This window comes from Salinispora pacifica CNR114 (genome assembly GCF_000514775.1).
In the GTDB taxonomy this organism is placed as follows: domain Bacteria; phylum Actinomycetota; class Actinomycetes; order Mycobacteriales; family Micromonosporaceae; genus Micromonospora; species Micromonospora pacifica.
The window spans coordinates 1-20,743 of the sequence record NZ_AZWO01000045.1; the positions used below are offsets into that span (position 1 = coordinate 1).

Below are 20,743 nucleotides of genomic sequence, written 5' to 3' on the forward strand. Positions count from 1 at the left end.
CCGACGGGCGCTTCATACTGCCTTCTCTGGGTGTGCTTGTGGGATGGGTTTGGATCGCTGCTGCGGTCAGTCTCGCGCCCTGATGGGCGAGCCGGGCGACTGCGTCCGGGTCGGTGTCCAGTTTTTGGTGAAGATCCAGTCGAGGCCGTCCTCTCCGGCGGTGTCGAGATGTTCGGCGCGGCGCAGTCCTGTTCGGCCGGCGACTGTGGCGGAAGCGATGTTGTCCGGGCGGACGCGAGCGATGATCCGACGGTCTGGCAGGTTGGTGGTTGCCCAGGTGACGACTGCGGTCGCGGCTTCGGTAGCGATGCCGTTTCCCCAGGCGGCCGGGTCCAGGCGGTAGAAGAGGTTGAGTACCTGCTGGTCCTGCAGGTGCATGAGCTTGAGTCCGCAGAAGCCGAAGATGCCGTGCTGGGCGTCGGCCTCACGAGGGTGGATGACCCAGTAGCCGAAGCCGTGCTGGTCCCACCGGTGGTAGCGGTCTTCGGCGTCGGCGCGGGTGGCGAGCATGTCGGCCGGGTTGTGGGCGCATGCCGCCGGGTCGTGGTGGATGCGGTAGATCGTGTCGATGGCCGCCCGGGTGGGTCGCCGCAGGGCCAATCGCGTGGTCAGCAGTTCGTTGTGACCGAGCTGATCATCGCCCATGGTGGTGGTCCTTTCATGGCGTTCTGTCGGTTTCTGTCCGACGTTGCAACGCTCGGGCTGCTCAGGTCAGCTTCGGGATGGGTTCTTGGGCGTGAGCCGGAACGATCGAGCGACTTTCTGCCGGTAGATCTGCTGTGTTGCGGGGTCCCAGGGGATGCACCAGCGTCCGCCGGGTGCCCGGCGGGCTGGTACTTGACCTTTGATGAGCCAGTTGTAGATGGCGTCGGCGGGGATGCCGAGTTGGGCGGCGGCGTGTTTGACGCTGATCTCGCCATCTTGGATGGCCACGGTTCGGGGTGCCCAGATCTTGTAGGCGTCGCGGACACGGGCGACGCCTGCGGCGGTGAAGGGTTTGCCTTTGCCGGTGAGCAGGCCGGCGGCGTTGAGCCGTTCGGCGAGTTGTTCGCTGGTGTGCGTGGCGCCGTAGCGGCGGACCAGCTCGAGAGCGCCGGCGGGAGTGCGGCCGGGCCCGTGCCGCAGCGCGGTGAGTTCGTCGGTGGCGCCGGTGTGCCAGCGGACACCGATGCGGACGCTGTCGTCGTCGGTGGCGGGCAGCAGGGTGATGTCGGCGATCAGGCTGCGCAGCAGCCGTTTGCGGTCGCGGTGGCTGGTGGTGGGGCTGTCCCACAACCGTGGCAGGTCAGCAGCCAAGGCTTGCAGCGCGTTGCGCTGGGGCGCTGGGGCGCTGGTGGCGTGTGCGGTGGCCAGCGCCGCTTCGGCGTCAGCGAGTTGGGCCAGCTTGGCTTCCCATCGGCTCTCCAGGCTTCGGGCTACCAGGCGATTTTCTGGCTCGACGTTGGTGAACGCTCGTTCGGCGCGGTCGGCTTCGTAGCGGGCGCGTTGCACGGCCAGTTCGGCGGCCCGGTGGGTGCGCACGCGGCGGTCGGTGACTTCGTCGCTGGCGGCCAGCGCGATCGTGATGTGTTGTTCGGTGATGGTGTCGAGGAACAGGGCGCTGACGGCCGCGTCGACGGTGGTCGCGACCACGGTCCGGCACTGCGGGGTGCGGATCGAGTCTTTGACCTGGCAGGTGTAGGTCGCGCGGGCGTCGCCGCGGTCGTAGCGGGTGCCGACCCGGCCGCCGCAGACACCGCAACTGATGATGCCCTGACACAGCGCGGTCCCTTCCCGGGCCGGGCGGGCACCGCGTTGGGTGTTGTTCGCGGCGAGTTTCACCTCGATGTCAAGGTATTCCTGCCAGCTGATGTAGCCCTCATGGTGGTCTTGGATGGTGACCGTCCAGTCCTCGCGGGCGCGTTTACGGCGCGAGCTGCGCACCGTCCCGTCGGGTTGCACCCGGCGTCTCTCGGTGGAACGGCCGAAAGTGTAGGCGCCGGCGTAGGCCGGGTTCTTCAACGCCTGCAGCACCCGGGCGTGGGTCAGCTTGCCCCACTTGAGGTTGCCTGCCCATGCTCCGCCCCAAGTGCGTTGCGGGAACAGCCGGCCCGCGGCGTCGAAGGCGCGCATCACCGCGAGCGCGGAACCGCCGCGGTGGAACTCAGCGAACAGGTCCGTGACCGCGCCCTGGATCTGCTCGTCGGGGTCCTTGACGACGTCTCCGTCAGCGTCGTACACGAGGCCGACCGGCAGCGGGTGCCGCAGCTCACCGCGCTGCGCTGCCGCCAGCTTCGCGCCGTGCAGCCGGCCCATCAGAAAGTGCAGTTCAATCTCACTCATCTGACCCTTGAGGCCGAGCAGCAACCGGTCGTTGACGTTACCCAGGTCGTAGACGCCGTCGGCGTCGATCAGCAGGGTGTCGGTGAGACGGGCCAGCTCCATCAACCGGGTCAGGTCGGCGTTCGAACGGCCGAACCGGGACACCTCCAACCCGAACACCGCGCCGACCTCGCCCATGCAAATCCGCGCCACGATGTCGCGGAAGCCATCGCGTTCGGAGCCGAACCGCCCGGACATCCCCAGATCGGCGTCGATCACGACGATCTGCTCGGCCAGCCAGCCGAGCTCCGCGGCGATCGCCGTCAACCCGTACTGCCGAGTCGTCGACTCGGTGTTCTCCCGCACCTGGGCGAGGGTCGACTGACGCACATACACGATCGCCTGCCGGCTCAGATGCGACGACATGACCTTCGGCGACGGCTTCACCAGCCGCACCCGCGTTCAGCAGCGCCTCGAGCATGTTCGCCACCGCCATCACCGCTTGACGCAGGTCCGGCCCGCTCAACCACCCTCGTCTCCGGCTCGTCCGAGCCATCCCAGTCCCGCTCAGGAGCCACCTCATGAGTACTGCCTGTCCGCGCCACGTCGATGGCGTCGACCAACGCCCGCGCGGCAACCAGCCCCTCAACAGCAAGCCGATCCGACGACGCCGGCACACCACGATCCGTCCACTCCTGACGCACCGTGACCCGCCGCCTCCCGTCGACCTCGCACATGAACCACAACCCGGTGCGTTTACGCATCGTGATCAACACCGTAAGGCACCGACCATTCAGAGGATGGAAAGGGTGGGTGATCGTCAATGAGTCCGAAGAGTACCTGGACGGACGAGCCTTATAGGACACGGGTTCCCGCCGACGTCGAGCGGGCTGATCGCATCGCGTTCGGTATGACCGGGCGGCAGTTGGTCATCCTGACCGTCACCGGCCTGGTGCTGTACGCGGCGTGGACCGCCCTCGCGGCGGTGGTGCCGCCGCTGGTCTTCGCCGCCTGCTGTGTGCCGATCCTCGGCGCGGCGTTCTACCTGGCCGTCGGTCGCCGCGACGGGATCAGCCTCGATGTGTGGCTGCGCGCCGCGCTGCGCCACTATCGTGCCCCGGGCCGGCTGGTGCCGTCCGAGGGCCCGATCACGCCGGCCCCGGCGTGGGTGTCCACCACGCGGGGGCCGGGTAACCGGCTTCCGCTGCCCGCACCGTTGCGGCTTCCGGCCAAGGGCATCACCGTCGATGGCCTGGTCGACCTCGGCCCCGACGGCACCACCGGCCTCGTCGCGGCCTCCACGGTGGCGTTCGGGCTGCGGACGCCGGCTGAGCAGAACGGCTTGGTCGCTGGGTTCGCCCGCTGGCTGCACTCGTTGGACGGGCCGGCGCAGATCCTGGTCCGCGCGCAGCGGGTCGATTTGACCCATGTGGCCGACCGGATCCTCGCCCAGGCACCAGGGCTGCCCGACCCCGCTCTGGAAGCGGCAGCCCGCTCACACGCTGGGTTCCTCGACGATCTCGCTACTCGGCGGGAGCTGCTGCACCGGCACGTCACCGTCGCGGTGCGCAGCAAGCGCGGCCCCGGCCACGCGGCCCATCAGGCCGCCGAGACGGTGCGGGCGTTGTCCGGCTGCGAGGTCGCCGCGAGGGTGCTCGACCCGGCCGAGGCCGCCGGCACTCTCGCGGGCGCCCTCAACCCCTGCGCGACGCCGTCCCTGTCGTCCCCGCCGGTGTTGGCCGGCGCGGGACGGGCCGTCCCCGACACCGATGGAAGTGAGGCGCCGTGAACCTGCTGAACCGTCGTCGTCCCCATGCCGTCCCCGAGGTGGGGACGGCCGTCCCCGGCAGCCCGGACGCCGTCGAGGTAGCCGGCCGATCGGTGCGGGTCGCAGATGGCTACACCGCCGCTCTCGCCGTGACCGGCTACCCGGCCGAGGTCGGCCCCGGCTGGCTCGAACCCCTTCTCGCCTACCCGGGCCGGGTCGACGTGTCCTTGCACATCGAACCCGTTCCGCCGGTGGTGGCGTCGCAGCGGCTACGTAAGCAGCGCGGCCGGATGGAGGCGAGCCGCCGGCAGGACGCCGCGAAGGGCCGCCTGGATGACCCGGAGCTGGACGCGGCAGCGGGGGACGCCGCCGCGTTGGCCGCCCGCGTGGCCAGGGGCGAGGCCAGATTGTTCCGGTTGGGCCTGTACCTGACCGTGCACGCCGACACTGAGGACGAGCTCGCCGACCGGGTGACCGAGGCCCGTGCCCTCGCGTCGTCGCTGCTGCTGGATGTGGCCCCGGCGACCTGGCGGCAGCTTCAGGGCTGGATCACCGGCCTACCCCTCGCGTTCGACGCCCTCAACATGGGGCGCACGTTCGACACCGACGCCCTCGCCGCCGCGTTCCCCTTCACCTCCCCGGATCTACCCACTACGGCCGGGGACACCGGGATGGGTGTGCTCTACGGGCTGAACCTGCACTCCCCGGGTGTGGTGGTGTGGGACCGGTGGGCGCAACCCAACTACAACAGCGTGATCCTCGCCCGCTCCGGTGAAGGCAAGTCCTACCTGGCCAAGCTCGACCTACTACGCAACCTGTACCTCGGCGTCGAAGCCAGGGTTATCGACCCCGAAGACGAGTATGTCCGCCTAGCGGAGGCAGTCGGCGGGATCATCATCCGCCCCGGTACACCGGGAGTGCGGATCAACCCGCTCGACCTTTCTGCCGGGGACGGCGATGACGCTCTAGTGCGGCGGGCACTGTTCATGCAAACCTTCGTTGCCGTCCTCACCAGCGGCGACGGCACCACAGCTACCGGTGGGGTGTCCCCGCAGGAAGCCGCCGCCCTCGACGTCGCAGTCCTCGCCGCCTACCGGGGCATGGGCATCACCACCGACCCACGCACATGGCGGCGGCCAGCGCCGCTGCTGGCCGACGTCACCGAAGCACTGAAGGACACCGGTGAAGCAGGACAAACCCTCGCCGCGCGACTACACCCGTACGTCGCCGGCTCGTTCAAGGGCCTGTTCGACGGTCCCACCACCACGGCGGCGGACGGGCACCTCGTCGTCTACGCGATCAAAGACCTACCCGAGGAGCTGCAGCCCATCGGGACGCTGCTCATCCTCGACGCGATTTGGAAGACGGTCAGCACCACCAACCGCCGGGGGACGTCAGGTCGGCGGCTGGTGCTGGTGGACGAGGCGTGGCTGATGCTCCGGCAGGGCCTCGGCGCACAGTTCCTGTTCCGCCTGGCGAAGTCCGCCCGCAAGTACAACACCGGGCTGTCCGTGATTACGCAGGACGCCGCCGACGTGCTCGCCACCGAGGTCGGTCGGGCGGTGGTGTCGAATGCGGCAACGCAGGTGCTGCTACGGCAAGCACCGCAGGCCATCGACGCCGTCACCGAGGCATTCGGGCTCACCGACGGGGAACGGGCGTTCCTGCTGTCCAGCTCACGCGGTGACGCCCTCCTCGCAAGTGGCTCGTCGCGGGTGGCGTTTCACAGCCTTGCCTCCGACGTCGAGCACGACCTCGTGGTCACCGGTCCACCGACCGCCTGCCGGTAGACCCCGCAGTTCCCCTCGACCACGTCTCGTCAGGAGCACTCCTCATGTCCTTTTTCGGTAGGTTGTCACACCCCTCGTCCCCGCTGCTGGCCGCGCCGTCCCCGCCATCGTCCCCGTCCCCGACGCCGTCCCCGGGCGGGTGTGTGTCCGGTCGGGACGAGATGCCCGACGGGCTGCTCGGGGAACTGCTGTGCGGCACGTGGGGGCCGAAGGCGACAGCGGTGGCCGAGTTCGTCCGTACCCGGTGGCCGCTGCTGCTTGCCGCCCTCGCCGTCTTGGTCGTCCTCGTCGTGGCGTGGCGGGTGTGGCGCCGCCGGGTTTGGCACTCTCACGCTGCGCAGGCGCGGTGGTTACAGATCGTTCCGCCGGTCACCGCTACCCCGGCCGCCACCGCCGGGCTGTGGCGGCTCCTTGCCACGGCGTTGCCCGCTCCGGGCCGGTGGGCGCTGCGCCCGGCCCGGATCGTGTGGGAGGTCCAGGCCGACCAGCACGGGATGCGCGCCGGACTGTGGCTGCCACCCGGGGTGAACCCGACCGCCGTCCTGCGGCTGCTGCAGCGCGGCTGGCCCGGGGTACGCGTCGGGCAGGCCCCGCCGCCGGCCGTGGCGGGCGGCACCGCCACTACCCTCGCGCTCCTGCCGACGCAGCCGGACTGGCTGCCCCTCGTGGACGACCCGCCCAGCCCGATCACCACCCGGTTCGAAGGCTCCCGTCCGGAGGACGACCGGCTGCGGGCGGTGTTCGACGGGCTCGCCTCGGCCGGGCGTACCGGCGGCGGCTTGCTCCAGGTCCACATCAGCCGGGCACCGGCGCACCGGATGCGGGCACTGCGCCGCGCGAGCACCCATCCCGAACGTGCCCGCAAGACCCGGGGTGCGTCGCGGGCGGTGGGGCTGCTGGCCGACGGGCTGCGGGCGCTGATCCTCGGCGTACTCAAGGCGGTCACCCCCGGCCCGTCGGGCAGCGGCGGCTCGCGGCGGACCACGCATGACCCGTACCTAGCCGAGCTGGCGCGGCAGGCGCGCGGCAAGCTCAGCGGCGCCCCGCACCTACTCGTGGCCATCTACGCCACCGGGGCCGGTCCGACCAAGGCCGCCGCCCTGTCCGCAGCCGCCGACATCACCAGCGGGTTCGGACTCCTGTCAGCGCACTTCACCCGCCGCCGGCTGCGAGGCGGCACCACCGCGGCGGCGCAGCGGTGGGTGCCCGAGACCCGGATGAGTCTGGCCGCCGTCGGCGAGGCCGCCACTTTGGCCGGGCTGCCCGCCGAACCGGCCGCCTACGGTCTGCCCGCCGCCGCCTCACGCCGCCGCCCCGGGGGCCGTGACGTCTTCCGGACCGGCCCCGCCACCCGCCACCCCGCACCGCCGAAACCCGCCGACGACCCCGGCGACAAGCCGACCGTTTGGAGCATCCCGTGACCACCACTCACCACCACGGCACCGTGTCCGCCTCCGCCTCGCAGGGCCGCCGGCTTAACCTGGTGCCGCTTGACCAGCGGCACGGCCTGGGCGGCAAGGTGATCGGCGTTGCCAACGCCGGCCCCGCCACGAGGATTGGCATCTCCCTCAACGACTGCCGCTACCACCTGAACGTGCTCGGCCCCACCGGCACCGGCAAGACCACCCTGCTAATGAACATGATCCTCGCCGACATCGAGGCGGGACGGGGCGTCGGCGCGTTCGACCCGGCCAAGGGCGACCTGATCCGCGACCTGCTCGACCGGATGCCAAAAGCGGCCGGTGACCGGCTGGTGCTGATCGACCCGGACGAGCGGCACGCACCACCGGCGATAAACCTGCTGGACCCGGCCGTGCACGGCGGCACCCCGCACGACGTAGCCGCCAACCTCACCTCCGTCATGAGCAAGGTGTGGGCGCGCTGGTGGGGCCACCGCTCCGCCGACATCTGCTACCACGCCCTGCTCACCCTGGCCCACCTCGAAGCATCCACCCTCGCGCAATTGCCGCGACTGCTGTCGGACACGGCGTGGCGCTCAGCACGGGTCAAGGCCGTGACCAACGCCGTGAAGGCGTGGGAAGGCAACACTCTGGGCGAGTTCTGGGAGGGCTTCGACGGTCTCCCGGCGGGTCAGCGCGCCGGGCTGACCGCGCCGTTGCTGTCGCGGCTGCGGCTGGTGCTGGCGCACCCGATGGCGAACTCGCTGTTCGGGGTTCCGGCCACCACGTTCTCCCTCGCTGACATCCTCGACGGCGGGGTGCTGTTGTGCCGGCTACCCAAAGGCGTCATCGGCGAGGACGGCACCCGCCTCATCGGCTCCTTGCTGCTGGCCGGGTTGTGGCAGGCCACCACCGCCCGCGCCCGCATCCCCGAGGACCAGCGCCCGGACGCCATGGTGGTGCTGGACGAGTGTCACAACTTCCTGCACCTGCCGATCGGCATCGATGACGCCCTCGCCGAGGCCCGCGGCCTGCACACCTCGTTCGTTCTGGCGCATCAGTACCTGGGTCAGCTCTCCGGGGAAATGGTCGAGGCGATCGACGCCAACGCCCGCAACAAGGTCTACTTCGCCCTCGCCCCGCGTGACGCAGTCGACCAGGCCCGCCACCTGCGCCCGTACCTGGACGACGGAGACCTCATCCGCCTCGGCGGCTACGAGGTCGTCCTGCGACCCGTAGCGAACGGCCGGGTCGTGCCACCGGCGACCGCTGACACCGAGCCCCCACCGCCGCCGATCAAGGGCCGCTCCGAAGCGCTGCGCAAGGCGGCACGCAAGCAGACCGGGCTGTCACACAAGAACCGGCGGGAGCTGCTCGGCACGGCGGTGACGGTCACGGCGAGCACCGAGTCGGAGCCCTCGCCGCCGGTTCCCCTGGTCGGTCGCAACACCTTCGCCGCTCGGGGCGAGCGGTCTAACGAGGCCCCTCACGAGCCGTCCAACGAGGAATCCAACGAGGAATCCAACGAGTCCGAGGACTCGTTTGACCCCACCCCCTATAACACGCCATCCGCGCACGTCAACGGCGCTGAGGAGGTCTGGTGAACCGGAACCGACTGATAAGAGATATCACTCCTACTAGCGCACAAGCCTCTGCCCCTACCGGTGCCCGTCTCACGGCGTCCGTCGTGGCCGGCGAACTGACCCGGCTTACCCCCCGAGACCGGCACCTGCTCGACCTGCTCGACCAGCACAAGGCCCTCACCACCGATCAGCTCGTCGACCTCGCGTTCGGCTCCCTCGGCCGTGCCCGCAACCGGCTTAACACCCTGCTCAGCCGGGACATCCTCGACCGGTTCCGGCACTACCACCGGCCCGGTTCGCAATCCTGGCGGTGGACCCTCGGCCCGGTCGGCGCGGCGATCCTGGCGGCCGGGCGCGGTGACACGCTGCCCCGACCGGGCGCCGTGCGCGACGCCACCGCCCGACTGGCGATGTCTCCGACACTCGCTCACCTGCTCGCCACAAACGGGTTCTTCGTCGCGCTGACCGGGCACGCCCGCACCCACGGCGGGCGGTTGACGCGGTGGTACAACGAGACCCAAAGCCGCGCGGCGGCCGGCAACCTGGTCCGACCCGACGGGCACGGCGTGTGGGCCACCGGCGGGCGTGCCATGCCATTTTGGCTTGAAGTCGATCTCGGCACCGAAACCCTGTCCCGGGTCGTGGGCAAGCTGCCAGGCTACGCCGCGCTACCCCCACCCCGGGCCTACCCGGTGCTGTTTTGGCTGCCCACCACCGCCCGGGAAGCCAACCTGCACACCCACCTCACCCGCACCGGGATACCGGACGGGGTGACCGTGGCGACCGCCGCCGTCAACCACGCCCCCGACGCGGGCGGGCCGGCGGGTGCGGTGTGGCGGGTCGCCGGACAACCCGGGCGGGTCAGCCTCGCCGATCTCGCCCCCACCGGGGACGGTGCCCCGTGCGACGGGTAGCAACCGGCCTCGCGGTAGCGGCGGCGGCGCTCGTGCTGCTGATCGCCACTGCCGCCGCCGGGGTGGTGTCGGTGATCTACGGCGGCGGGTACGGCGGCCACGGGCTACCGCCCGACGTGGCCGTGTCCCTACCCCCGGGTTTCACCCTTCCGGCGGGCACCCCGCCGCCGGTCGTGACCGCCATTGGGTGGGCCCTGGCGCAGCTCGGCACCCCGTACACCTTCGGCGGCGATTGCACCGCCGCGCACTCCGGCGTGCCAGCGCGGCAGTGTGACTGTTCGTCGCTGATGCAACAGGCCTACCGGGCGGCCGGGGTCACCATCGGACGCACCACCCGCGACCAGGTACACGACGGCACCCCGATCCCGAGCGCGAGGTATCTGCGCCCCGGAGATCTAATCTTGATCCCCGGTAGCGGCGGCACGCACGCCGACCCCCGACACGTAGGAATGTTCATCGGTTCCGGCCTCATCGTGCAAGCACCGAAAACCGGTGACGTGGTACGAGTCAGCAAGCTATCCGGATGGGCCGATCAGATAGCGGCCATTCGGCGAGTCGTACCGAGCTGAACAAGGCCAATGGAGAACACGCCAAAGAGTCGCCAAACAGTCATCCAAACGATGGGGCATGAAGTGATTTTCCCCACAAAGCGTTCGGGTTCGCCGTTCGACTGGTTCGCGTACCCGGCGCCGGTTGGACCCTGACCCCGGGTCCGACCGGCCCGAGTTCGTCCTCGTCATCGGCGCCGTCGTCGCGCCACACGCGCCCCGATGAACGCTACCCACACCCGATATACCCATGCGCGGGGAACATCCGCCAGCAGGGGCCACAGCGCCCCGCAGCGCCTATTGCGCGTCGGACAGCAGTCCTGAAATGAAGGTGTGGGTGGCGTCCGGAATGGTGACGGAAAGAGTCTTGAACAACGGGGTTGACATTCAATCGGCAACGAGGGTCCATGGACGTGGGCACCGAAACAACGGCCCCGGCGAAACCGCCAACAATCGCTAGCGCGATGCGGTATTCGCTGCCACCCCGTTTTCTGTGGAGGATATGTCATGACCGCGAACATGCTTCTCACCGCTGGTACCACCGAGGCCCGGTCTGTCGTCGCCGCCGCGCTGCGCCGCCTCCCCGGCGTGACCGCCCGCAAGTTGGCCGGGCAGGAAAGCCTTTCGCTGCGGGTCGTCACCGAGGCACTCAAAGCCATGGAGGAGGCCGGAACCGCCATCCGCACTCCCGGCCCGATCAACGGCAACCGCAAAAGCGCCGACCTCTGGGAACCCACCACCCCGACCAACGACGCCGCCAACGCCACGCCGGACACGGCCGACGAGCCGACCTCGGCAGACAGCGACGTGAGCGGCAACGCGGCGGAAGACGAGGTAGCCATCACCAACGCCATGCCGGGCGCGGCCGACGAGGCGACCCCGGCGGACAGTGAGGCGAGCGGCAACGCGGCGGCGGACGTGGCGCCGGTGTCCGGGGTGCCTGTGTCGGGGGTGCCGTCGGGCGCCGGTGATCACCTGAAGATCGTGATGGTGGCTGGGGTGCTCGGCGACTACCCCGACGGGGTGAGCGCGGCCGACGTGATTGACCAGTCCGGCCTACGCGCTCAGGTCGTCGCCCGGGTGCTTACGGCGATGGAGGTTGCCGGGGCGGCGGTCCGTAAGCCGGGTGACAGTGACAGCGCCCCGGAACGGTGGGTGCGTGGTGAGGCTGACCTCGACACGGTGGACCTCGCCAACGCTGCCCCGTACCGCGAGTGTGTGTGTACCTGCGGACACAAGCACCGGATCAAGACCGGTGTCACGGTTACCGCCACCCGCCGTGCCGGACGCGCCGGCGAGAGCAACACCGACGGGTCGCCGAAGCTCGGCAAGAACGGCCTACGTAACCAGGTCGAAGCGTTCATGCGTGACCTCGGCCCCGGCCACGACCTGACCCCGGGCACCGTCGGCCGTGAGTTGGGCGGCCGTAGCTCGGGCGCGGTCGGCAACGCCATGAACAAGCTCAACGGACTCGGCGTGCTGATCATGACCAGCGAGGCCCCGGTGAAGTACGCCCTCGCCGACAACCCGCCCACACCCACCGACGAGGTCGCCGCACTGGTGACCCGCACGGGCACCGACCCGAGCGACACCGACGGGGCCGACGCCGCGCCGGCCACGACCTGACCGAACAGACCCGATACGCCGGGGCCGGGCACCACGCCCGGCCCCGGCGCTCACACCACACAGACCAGAAAGGCAATGACCAATGACCACCCACCGTCACCCCGGCCACAGCCCGGGGGGCCGTCGTACCGCGCCGACACCCCCACCGGCTGACACCGCCGATGTGTACCTGGTCGCCGGGGGTGACCTGGTAGCCGTGTTCACCGATGCGGACGCTGCCGCCGTGCAACACACGGTGATGACTGGCGCCAACCTCGACACGATCACCCGGCGCATCAGCGCCCACGAGTGGCCGTGCGTACGGGCCCGGCTCCGGGCAACAAACCCCGACCTAACGATCGTGGACGCGCGGGCCGGAGACGACCAATGACCCGACCCGACAGTGGAACACCGAAGATTCCGGCCGCTCTGGCGGCACGCCCCCGCGACGCGCGGCCCGGCCTGCCCATCCCACCGGTCAACCTGCACCCCGACCCGGACGGCGGGGTACACGTGGAGTTAGTGCATGACCGCCGCACTCACGCTGTGCCCGCACATCGCCCTCGGCCGCCACCGGCGCGCCCGCGCCGACCGGCCCGGCGGCGGCATCATCCCGCCCGGCTCGTGCGGCGACAAACCCGACCGGTACCAGCGTGTACCTCCCGGCACGGTTTAAGACCGTGCACGAGTACCGGTACGGCCCTGACGGGCGACTGAACACTGACCCGGTGACCCGGTAGGCATGGCGCCGATGGTGGGCGTCAGATTCGCCGCAGAAAACTCGATAGACCGGCCCGGATCGGCTTGATCCGCCAACTATAGGCAGGGACCATTATTTGCGACGGCGCGGCCCGGGATTGGAACCCCCAGCCCGCCGTCACCCACAACCGATCGAGACCCGAAAGGGGTACCACGTGGCACACGAACTCGAGACCTTCAACGGTCAGACCGCCTTCGCCTCCGCGAAGCTGTCCGCCTGGCACCAGCTCGGCCAGATCAGCGACGACTGCATGACCGCCGAGGAGGTCATGAGCAAGGCGTGGCTCGGCGGCTGGGAGGTCCGCAAGATTCCGCTGCAGGGCATGGAGATCACCGACAGGGGCGTGACGAAGGTCGACTGCCCCGACAAGTTCATGACCGTGCGGACGAACCCGGAGACCGGCGCGACCGAGTACCTCGGCATCGTCGGTGAGGACTACACGACCGTGCAGAACGAGCAGGTCGCCGAGGTGCTCAACCTGCTGGTCGACGCCTCCGGCGCGCACTTCGAGACCGCTGGGTCGATGCGTAAGGGCCGCGCGGTGTTCGTCACCATGAAGTTGCCCGAGGCCATGAAGGTCGCCGGGGTCGACCTGCACGACCTGTACCTCGCGGCGACCACGAGCCACGACGGCACGGCCTCACTGCGGGTGGATGCCACCCCGGTACGGATCGTGTGCGCCAACACGCAGCGCATGGCCTACCAGCGGTCGCAGGGCTCCTATGTGTTCCGGCACACCTCGAACATCACGGCGAAGATCAGCGAGGCGCGGCAGGCGCTGCGGCTGGTGTGGAAGCACTTCGAGGCGTTCGAGCGCGAGGCCGACAAGATGATCAACGAGGCACTGACGATGGGTGAGTTCGAGAAGATCGTCGCGCAGCTCTGGCCGGTCGAGGATGACGCCTCTGACACCGCGAGGAACAACGCCAAGCAGCGCTCCTCGACCCTGCGGTACCTCGTCCGCGACGCGGACACCCAGAAGGCCATCAAGGGCACCCGGTGGGCCGGATACCAGGCCATCACCGAGTACGTGGACCACTACGCCAAAGCCGCCACCGTCGAGGTCCGTGCCCGCCGCGCGGTCATCGGCACCGGGGCCGACCTCAAGGCCCGCGCGTTCGACCTGCTGGCGGTCTGAGCGTGGCCCGGTATCGGGGCCGGCACCGCCACAGGCGGCGGACGGCCCCGACACCGGCGGGCACCACCACCGCCGAACGTGTCACCAACCCCGTTGCACGGCCGAGCGGCGCGGCCCGCCCGCCCACACAGCCCGGCCCCAGACGCCCACTCGCGCCACAGATCGGCTGCGCACCGGGGCATCACATCACCCGCCCGTCGGGCGCCGCTACGGCCGCGCCCACGCCTCGACGCACTCGCACGCACTCCGGAATGGAGGACCTTCATATGAGCACCGTCCCGACGCCGGCCGCCGACACGGTCCTGAACTCGATCGACGCCCTGTGCGACGCCTACGCGAAGGCGAAAGTGGCCTACACCGTGGCCAACCACGCCGACACCAAAACCGAGCGTGACCACCACATCGCCCGCAGCCAGTACTGGAACAGCGAGGCCCAGAACCACTACAGCAGTCTGACCGAGGCCATCCACACCCTCGCGCCGGACCGCACCCAGGTCGAGACATTCCTGCCCGTGCGGGTCCTACCCAACGGACACGTTGAGATCCACACCCGCGACCAACACGGCCGACAGATCGTCGTCGTCCTCACCACCGCCGAGGCCGTCGCTATCGGCGTGCACCTGACCGCACACGCCGCCGCCAGCCTCGACCGCACCGGCACGATGCTCCACCGCATCCTGCCCCCGCTACCCACCCAGCCACCCGTAGCCACCACCCACACTCCGACCACGCCTGCCAACGGTGGGGATACCCAGGCCATCGGCCGCGCATCCGCGCCCCAGTAAGCAGCCCCGGGCGGCGCGGCACCACCCGCGCCGCCCGGCACCGGCCTGCACCATCCCCTTCCACCCGCTGACCCCCCTCCATGGACGGAGAGCACGATGCCCCTGCCGTCGAGCGAACGTCTCGGCCTGGGCGACACCGCCCGCGTCGACCAGCCCGAGCGCGCCTTCGAGTACCGCCTAGGCACCGTCACCGACTTCCGACTCGACAGCTTCACCACGTGGGTGCACTGGTACCGGCTGCGGTTCCCCACCGGCGATGAGCGCACCTACACCCCCGACAGGATCACGGCATGTGGCCGCGACGACGACCGCGCTACCCTCGTCACCCACCTCGGCGCGGCGTTCCGGTCGCTGGCCGTCGCGTGCCGCATCGGCCACGACTACGGCGACGACGAACTCAGCGCCGCGATTCTCTTCCACACCGCCGGCCTCATCGACTCGGCACGCAACCGGCTCGGCGTCACCCTCGACCCGGCCCGCCTAGCAAACTTGGGCACCGCCGCCGACCCGGTCGCCTTCGGCCCGGTAGCCCCGGCTCCGGATGGGAGCCGGTCGTGACGCGCGGCTACACGCACGCCAAGGCCACCCACCACCCCGGACCGGTGTGCGGGGCCGACGACGGCCCAGTGACCCGGGTATCCGAGGACCCGCTCCAGATCGACTGCCCGGACTGCCCGGACCTCGTGTGGATCGAGGAACTGCCCAATGACGCCACCGCAGGCGACCCTCGGAACATCGAGGTACTGCGTGACATCACACGCGGGTACATGCGCAAGATCGACGGGGTGATCGTGGATGGCACCACCGCTGCCGCGATCCTGACCGTGTACGACGTGATGAAACCGCCGACGCGGGCGACGTTCCTCGCCCTGGACATCGACAAGATGGCCACGGTGGCGTGGCGGCTGCTCCGGCCGCACACGTAGACGGGTCGGTGGCCGGCGGGCACACCCGAGGGCGTGTGGAACCCCCGCCGGCCACCTCACCCGATCCCCAGGCCACGCGCCGATCGAGCACCGCATCTCCGGGGGTGGATGTGCGTCCGATCGTAGCCGCCACCCCGGCCCGCGCCGATGCCTCGCGGGCCGCCTCGAATGGACGGGAGGTGGACAATGATCCCCGTGGCGCAGCGCAGCATCGGCGGACGAGTCGCCGTCGACCGCGACGGGGTTGCCGCGTGCACGGGCGCGGCGCGTCCCACGGTGAACTTTTGGCACCTGCACCGTGACCGGTTCGGCTTCCCCGAGGGCTTCACCCACGACGGCGGGGAGTGGTTCTGGCTCGACGATGTCGAGGCGTTTCACGCCTCACACCGGGCCTCGAAGCTTGCCGAGTTGACCGAGGTCGACCGCAGCGGCAGCCCGACCGAACTGGTCACCTCCGGCGGCGCGGCGGCGATCCTCGGTTACCGCTCCTATCGCAATCTGCCGGACGAGCTGATCGACAACCCAGACGACACCGAGGAACTACCCAGCGGACGGATCCGCCGGTACTGGTACCGACGCACCGTATGGGCACACGCCGACGCACGCACCGGCCGGCAATCCACCGGTCGAACCCCCGGCACCACCGGCCCCTACAAACCACACCCATACGCCGACGACCCACGCCTGCAGGCCGCCACAGACCTCCTCGCGCAGGCCCGCGCCGAGGGGCGGGACCGGCGCGGCCTCGGCATCGAGCTGGCCCAACGCCTCGGAATCCCACAACGCACCGCCCAACGGCTACTCGCCGCGGCAGAGGGCGACTAAACTCCTCTGGTCAAGCACGTGAGGCGTGTCCGGCCCCCCGTCCGGCCACGCCTCACGTGCGAAATCGGCTGGGCCCGCTGACCCTGCCTGCCGCTCAAGAACCGAGCATCGCCACCATGCGTGGGAGTGTGTCTGCTTCCCGAGGGAGCGCGTGCCTCGGAAGTCTCGCGAGCGCGAACGGCGAACACCACCCGACCACGGAACGTCCCCTGACCTAGGCCTCATACCGGCACCTTCAGATGTCCGTTGCGGGTCGCCTCTTCACGGCGCAGCGCGTTGAGTAGCTCTGACACGCGGTTGTTGCGGATGGCGTGGCCGTCGCGGCGGAGGCGGTGAGCGAGGGCGTCACGGCTGACGGTACGACCTTCGCGGACCAGGTCGTCGCGGGCCACGCGGGCGGCGGGTAGCAGCGGGGCGAGGTCTGGGGCGAGGGCACCATCGTCCGTGTCGGCTTCCTGTCCGTCGTCCACGTCGTCGTCTGGGCCGTAGTCCCCGCCGTCGTGGTCGTGGTCGTGTGAGTCCAGCTTGGGTACGGGTTGGGCTTCGGGATACGGGTCGGCCGCATCGAAGTCAGGCGCGGCGGCAGGCTGGTGTGGCTGTTCGGGCTCCGACGCCTCCGACGCCTCTGACGCCTTGGCCGGATCGGGCCTGTTGGTGTCGCCGCCGGTCAGGGCTGCTGGTGTGGGTGCGGTGATGGCGGGTGCAAGCCGGTCAGCCCAGGCGCAGTAGTTGACGCGGGAGGCCAGTTCGGCGGCTAGCCGGTCCAGGTCCAGCGTCCGGACCGCGATGTCAGCCATGCGGGGGTCGTGTTGGTCGGCGCGCACGACTTCAGCGACGGCTCGGGCGACTGCCGGGCGGCGTTTCTCGGCGCTGATGGCCTGTTCGGCGGCGCGCAGAGACTCAAACAGGGCGAGAGGGCGCCACTGGCCGGTGGTGGCGTCGCGGTGGCCTTCGCGGGCGAGCTCTGCCGCGCGGGCGGTGAGGATCGGGTGTCGTATCCGCCGCCATAGGCCGTAGTCGGGGGCGGTGTCGGCGAGTTTGCCGGCCGCGCGGAGGGCGTCTCGGCGGCGGGCGGCGGCGTGCAGCATCCACAGGGCGTATGCGGAGCTGGACAGGACACCGAACACGGCGGCCCAGTACAGGTCTGGCCAGTGCCCGGCTACCTGGATACCGACTGCGACGGCGGCGACCGCGCTCGAGAACGCACGTAGGCCGTAGGCGCGTTCACCGAGGCGCATCCGTTCGTCGGCCATCGCGGCGAGGGCCATCGCCAAGAGTTCCAGGCACAGCGCGAACGGCAGCACCAGGAGTACCCGGACCGGGACCGGCACGGCGGGCGACCAGGACAGGTGCTCGAGGGCGACCCAGGTCTGACCGATCACGGCGCCGCTGACCGCCACGGCATAGAACGGGTACGCCCACCGCGCCGACCAGCCTGCACTGCCGTCGCTCGACGGTCGCCTGCTCCCTGGGTAGTCGGTGGTGTCGTGGTTGGCCTGGATGTGAGTGTCCGGGCTGTCGGTCATCTGCGGTCCCCGGCGGTGGTGGGCTGGAGTTGGCGTGCGGCGACGCGGCGGGTGGCTTCGGATGGTTCGGCGTCACCCAACTCGGTGAGGCATTGCTCGAGGCGGCGTAGGGTGCGCCGCACGGCATCGGGTCGTCCGGCGCGGCCATGGATCCGCATGATCCGCTGGTACAGCTCCTCGTTGACCGGGTCGAACTCCAGCGCACGCTCCAGGGCGGCTACCGCCTGGTCCGGGTGATCGGTTTCGGTGATTTCAGCGATGCGGGCGAGCGCGGACAGGATCTGGTGCCGGTAGGTCGTGGCATGGTCGCCGATCCAGGGATGGTCGCCGCCGTCGGCGAAGTCACCCCGATACCACTCGGCTGCCTTCCGCAGCGCGGTGAGCGCGGCGGTGTCGTCTTTGGCCTGGTTGGCGTGCTCGATGGTGGTGAGCATCTGCCACAGGTCCACGGCGATGAGTTCGGGGTCGAGGTGATAGCGGCTGGTCGCCGGGTCGTAGACGACGAACATGGCCTCCGTGCCGGTGGCGGCGCGTAGCACTCGCCGGATGGTGCTGATGTCGGTGCGGATGCGTTTGCCGGCGGTGCTCGGGTCGGTGTCGGGGTGCAGGTCGGCGGAGAGCTGGTCGAGGGTTCGCCCGTTCGGGTGCACGGCCAGGGATGCGAGGACGGTGTAGGAGCCGCTGCGCATTCCGGTGGTTACCGGCCCGGTGTCTGCGTCGATGAGGACTGGGCCGAGGACCCGCAGCCGCACCGGGGCCGCCGCCTTACTTGGCTGGGCGGGGATCAGCGGGGCCGCCTCGGTGGTGGCTGCCTGGTCGACCGCGTGTTTCGGGGCGGGGTCGAGGTCGATGTCGTGGCCGGGTTCCGGACGCGCGGCGGCGTCGGTGAGCATGGCGAGAACGGCGGCGAGATCGCCGGCGCTGAGGGTGGACAGTCGGGTAACCGGGTGTGGTTCGTCGCTGGTGATGGTGCCCTCGGCGCTGATGTCGAGGGTGGGAATGCCGTCGTGGTGTCCGAGGATGACGGGGTGTAGGTCCAGGGTGGTGTGGTGGGTGGCGATGGCGTGGAGGCGGGGAGTGTGCCGGGGGTTGGAGTCGATGAGTAGTACGTATGGGGGTTGGGTCTCGGCGTGGTCGGTGTAGGTGTTGAGGTCGAGGATCGTTTCGGCGTTGAAGGTGTCCAGTAGTCGGCGCCGGCCGATCATTTCTTCTTCGGCGTGGGTGATGGCCGCTGCGGTGTCGGCGAGCACGATGAGGCGTTCTCCGTCGTAGGCGATGTTGTCGGGGTCGAGTCCGACGGTCAGGGCGTTTTCGGGTAGGAGCCGGGCGATTAGGTCGGCGGTGGTGACCACGATGGGGCGGGCGGTGGCTGTCTCGGCCGCGGTGGTGGTTAGGACGGAGGCGAGGATGGCGCGGGCCGTTGGTATCGCGCCGTCGCCGTGCAGGGCGATTCCGGGACCGGGCAGGTGGAACAGACCTATCTCGGTTCCGTCTGCGTCGATGCCGATCGGTGCCGCAACGGCAGGGCTGGCGCGGTGGCGGTCGCTGTTGCTGGGGGAGAGGTGGCGGGTGCCGATGATGTCGACGGGTGCCAGAGACTGTGGCATCGGGAAGCGTTGCGGTGGGCTGCTCACCGCTGCTGGGAGGGTCAGTCGGGCGTGGCGTCGTCGTTGCAGGCGCAGCAGGGTGGCCACGGAGGCGATGGCGGCGGCCAGACCGAGGCTGATCCAGCCTCGCGCCGGCAGCATGATCCCGGCCTTGTCGTCGTGCCGGTTGTCGAAGGTCACGGTATCCGGCGTGGGGGTGTCGACATCGGCTAAGCCGGCGGGGGCGCTTGGCTCGAGGTTCGGTGGTGACGGGCTCGACTCCGGGACGCTGGGCGCCGGTGACGCGGGCAGTGGATCGGCTTGGATGGTCTTGTTGGCCTCGGGTGCGGTGGTGCCAGAGCTGCCTGGTGGGGGACTCTCGGCGTTCTGTGGGGTGGCTGCTGGTGGGGCCTGGCGGGCGGGAAGAGCGAGGACCCAGCCGATGTGGATCTCGTTGGGGTCGGTGAGGGCGTAGCCGTTGGCCTGTTCGTGTCCCTGGTTGAGTTTGTAGATCTCTTGCCAGCGGTGCGGGTCGCCGAGGTGATTGGCGGCGAGGTCCCACAGGGTGTCGCCGGCGGTGACGCCGACGCTCCGGTCGGGGCGTCGGTCTGCCAAATTGGTGTCGATGTGGTCCCGGGCCAAGGCCGACGGGGTGGCGACAGCGGATTCGCTGTTGCGGGTTTCGAGAGTCGGAACGGCGTCGGTTGTCGTGGACAAGCTGACGGTGTGTCCTAGCCCGGAGGGGGCGGAGCAGGGAGGTGGTGCGTACGGTGCAGCGTCGCGGATCGTGGCGTCGGCTGATGGCGGTGTCACCGCAGGCAGGCCGGTATCGGTGGCGGTAGGGCTGTGCGCGGTGGCGGGAAGGGCGGCGGTGGTGACGGCGGTGGTGGTGCCGAGCAGCGTGGCCGCGAGTGCTTGCAGGGGGCCGGGTAGGTGCAGGGTGAAGTGCCATCGCAGGCGGGTGGCGAGGTATCGGTGGATGTGTTCGGTGACGGCGGTGATGAGGAGTATCCATAGCAGCCAGGCGCCGACGTACACCAGCAGAGCGAGGAAGCCGGTCGTCAGTGGCTGGTGCACCCATGCCTGAACCTGGTCCATGGATAGATCGACGGCGGTGAACCAGCCGCACTGGTAGAGCAGTGCTGGTGGTGCTAGCGCGAGGGCAGCGGTGGCGGTCCGTACGACTGCTGTCGAGGCGTGCTTCGCCATGGCCTGTCTCACCTCCGGCGTTACGGCGGTTGGTGAGTCAGACCGTAGGAGCGCTATGTGCTGCCGGAGAGGGCGAAGG

Annotated in this window: 18 protein-coding genes and 1 pseudogene; 14 read left to right on the top strand and 5 right to left on the bottom strand. The window is 70.0% G+C overall.

Translation table 11 applies throughout. From position 1 onward, the window contains the following. Nucleotides 1-66: 66 nt before the first annotated feature. The 3 genes from B118_RS28875 to B118_RS33940 form a co-directional block, all read right to left on the bottom strand. Nucleotides 67-645 (bottom strand): GNAT family N-acetyltransferase, encoded by a 579-nt coding sequence (locus B118_RS28875; RefSeq protein ID WP_050592854.1) that lies wholly within the window; start codon nt 643-645, stop codon nt 67-69. A 66-nt stretch (nt 646-711) separates the two neighbouring features. Then, the gene (locus tag B118_RS0121790; protein WP_028193441.1) at nt 712-2,748 is read right to left on the bottom strand and encodes a recombinase family protein; all 2,037 of its coding nucleotides are present in this window, start codon (nt 2,746-2,748) and stop codon (nt 712-714) included. Then, nucleotides 2,745-3,167, bottom strand: a complete 423-nt coding sequence (locus tag B118_RS33940; protein WP_420329464.1) for a DUF5372 family protein — start codon at nt 3,165-3,167, stop codon at nt 2,745-2,747. The genes B118_RS0121790 and B118_RS33940 overlap by 4 nt, the downstream gene beginning before the upstream one ends. Here B118_RS33940 and B118_RS0121795 point away from each other — a divergent pair. The 14 genes and pseudogenes from B118_RS0121795 to B118_RS0121860 all read left to right on the top strand — a co-directional run bounded on the left by B118_RS0121795 (nt 3,125) and on the right by B118_RS0121860 (nt 16,343). Next, nucleotides 3,125-4,090, top strand: coding sequence for a PrgI family protein (locus B118_RS0121795; protein WP_050592855.1), 966 nt, complete (start codon nt 3,125-3,127; stop codon nt 4,088-4,090). The genes B118_RS33940 and B118_RS0121795 overlap by 43 nt on opposite strands. Beyond that, the gene (locus tag B118_RS0121800) at nt 4,087-5,859 is read left to right on the top strand and encodes a VirB4 family type IV secretion system protein (protein WP_028193443.1); all 1,773 of its coding nucleotides are present in this window, start codon (nt 4,087-4,089) and stop codon (nt 5,857-5,859) included. The genes B118_RS0121795 and B118_RS0121800 overlap by 4 nt, the downstream gene beginning before the upstream one ends. A 143-nt stretch (nt 5,860-6,002) precedes the next feature. Beyond that, nucleotides 6,003-7,280, top strand: a complete 1,278-nt coding sequence (locus tag B118_RS0121805; protein WP_028193444.1) for a hypothetical protein — start codon at nt 6,003-6,005, stop codon at nt 7,278-7,280. After that, entirely contained in the window at nt 7,277-8,863 is a 1,587-nt protein-coding gene (locus tag B118_RS0121810) for a type IV secretory system conjugative DNA transfer family protein (protein ID WP_028193445.1), read from the top strand. Before B118_RS0121805 ends, B118_RS0121810 begins: the two co-directional genes overlap by 4 nt. Nucleotides 8,864-8,946: 83 nt before the next feature. After that, a complete protein-coding gene (locus tag B118_RS0121815) occupies nt 8,947-9,756 on the top strand; it encodes a replication-relaxation family protein (RefSeq protein WP_028193446.1) in 810 nt (269 codons plus the stop codon). Further along, entirely contained in the window at nt 9,744-10,325 is a 582-nt protein-coding gene (locus B118_RS0121820) for a C40 family peptidase (protein ID WP_028193447.1), read from the top strand. The genes B118_RS0121815 and B118_RS0121820 overlap by 13 nt, the downstream gene beginning before the upstream one ends. A 486-nt stretch (nt 10,326-10,811) precedes the next feature. After that, nucleotides 10,812-11,930, top strand: a complete 1,119-nt coding sequence (locus tag B118_RS0121825) for a MarR family transcriptional regulator (protein ID WP_028193448.1) — start codon at nt 10,812-10,814, stop codon at nt 11,928-11,930. Nucleotides 11,931-12,012: 82 nt separating this feature from the next. Continuing rightward, entirely contained in the window at nt 12,013-12,300 is a 288-nt protein-coding gene (locus B118_RS0121830) for a hypothetical protein (RefSeq protein WP_028193449.1), read from the top strand. 135 nt (nt 12,301-12,435) lie between these two features. Next, nucleotides 12,436-12,649: pseudogene (locus B118_RS28880) on the top strand (hypothetical protein). Between the two features lie 174 nt (nt 12,650-12,823). Continuing rightward, nucleotides 12,824-13,807, top strand: a complete 984-nt coding sequence (locus B118_RS0121840; protein WP_018828843.1) for a DUF932 domain-containing protein — start codon at nt 12,824-12,826, stop codon at nt 13,805-13,807. Nucleotides 13,808-14,073: 266 nt separating this feature from the next. After that, a complete protein-coding gene (locus tag B118_RS0121845; RefSeq protein ID WP_028193450.1) occupies nt 14,074-14,592 on the top strand; it encodes a hypothetical protein in 519 nt (172 codons plus the stop codon). 96 nt (nt 14,593-14,688) lie between these two features. Further along, on the top strand, nt 14,689-15,150 hold the full coding sequence (locus B118_RS0121850; RefSeq protein WP_018817849.1) for a hypothetical protein: 462 nt from the start codon (nt 14,689-14,691) through the stop codon (nt 15,148-15,150). Further along, entirely contained in the window at nt 15,147-15,518 is a 372-nt protein-coding gene (locus B118_RS0121855; protein WP_028193451.1) for a hypothetical protein, read from the top strand. Before B118_RS0121850 ends, B118_RS0121855 begins: the two co-directional genes overlap by 4 nt. A gap of 186 nt (nt 15,519-15,704) precedes the next feature. Then, nucleotides 15,705-16,343: a hypothetical protein gene (locus B118_RS0121860; protein WP_028193452.1), complete on the top strand. Its 639-nt coding sequence runs from the start codon at nt 15,705-15,707 to the stop codon at nt 16,341-16,343. A 221-nt stretch (nt 16,344-16,564) separates the two neighbouring features. Here the strand turns inward: B118_RS0121860 and B118_RS0121865 are convergent, their stop codons facing one another. Together B118_RS0121865 and B118_RS0121870 are read right to left on the bottom strand one after the other, a co-directional pair. After that, nucleotides 16,565-17,869: a hypothetical protein gene (locus B118_RS0121865; protein WP_028193453.1), complete on the bottom strand. Its 1,305-nt coding sequence runs from the start codon at nt 17,867-17,869 to the stop codon at nt 16,565-16,567. After that, on the bottom strand, nt 17,866-20,664 hold the full coding sequence (locus tag B118_RS0121870) for an AfsR/SARP family transcriptional regulator (protein WP_028193454.1): 2,799 nt from the start codon (nt 20,662-20,664) through the stop codon (nt 17,866-17,868). Before B118_RS0121870 ends, B118_RS0121865 begins: the two co-directional genes overlap by 4 nt. Nucleotides 20,665-20,743 lie beyond the last annotated feature (79 nt).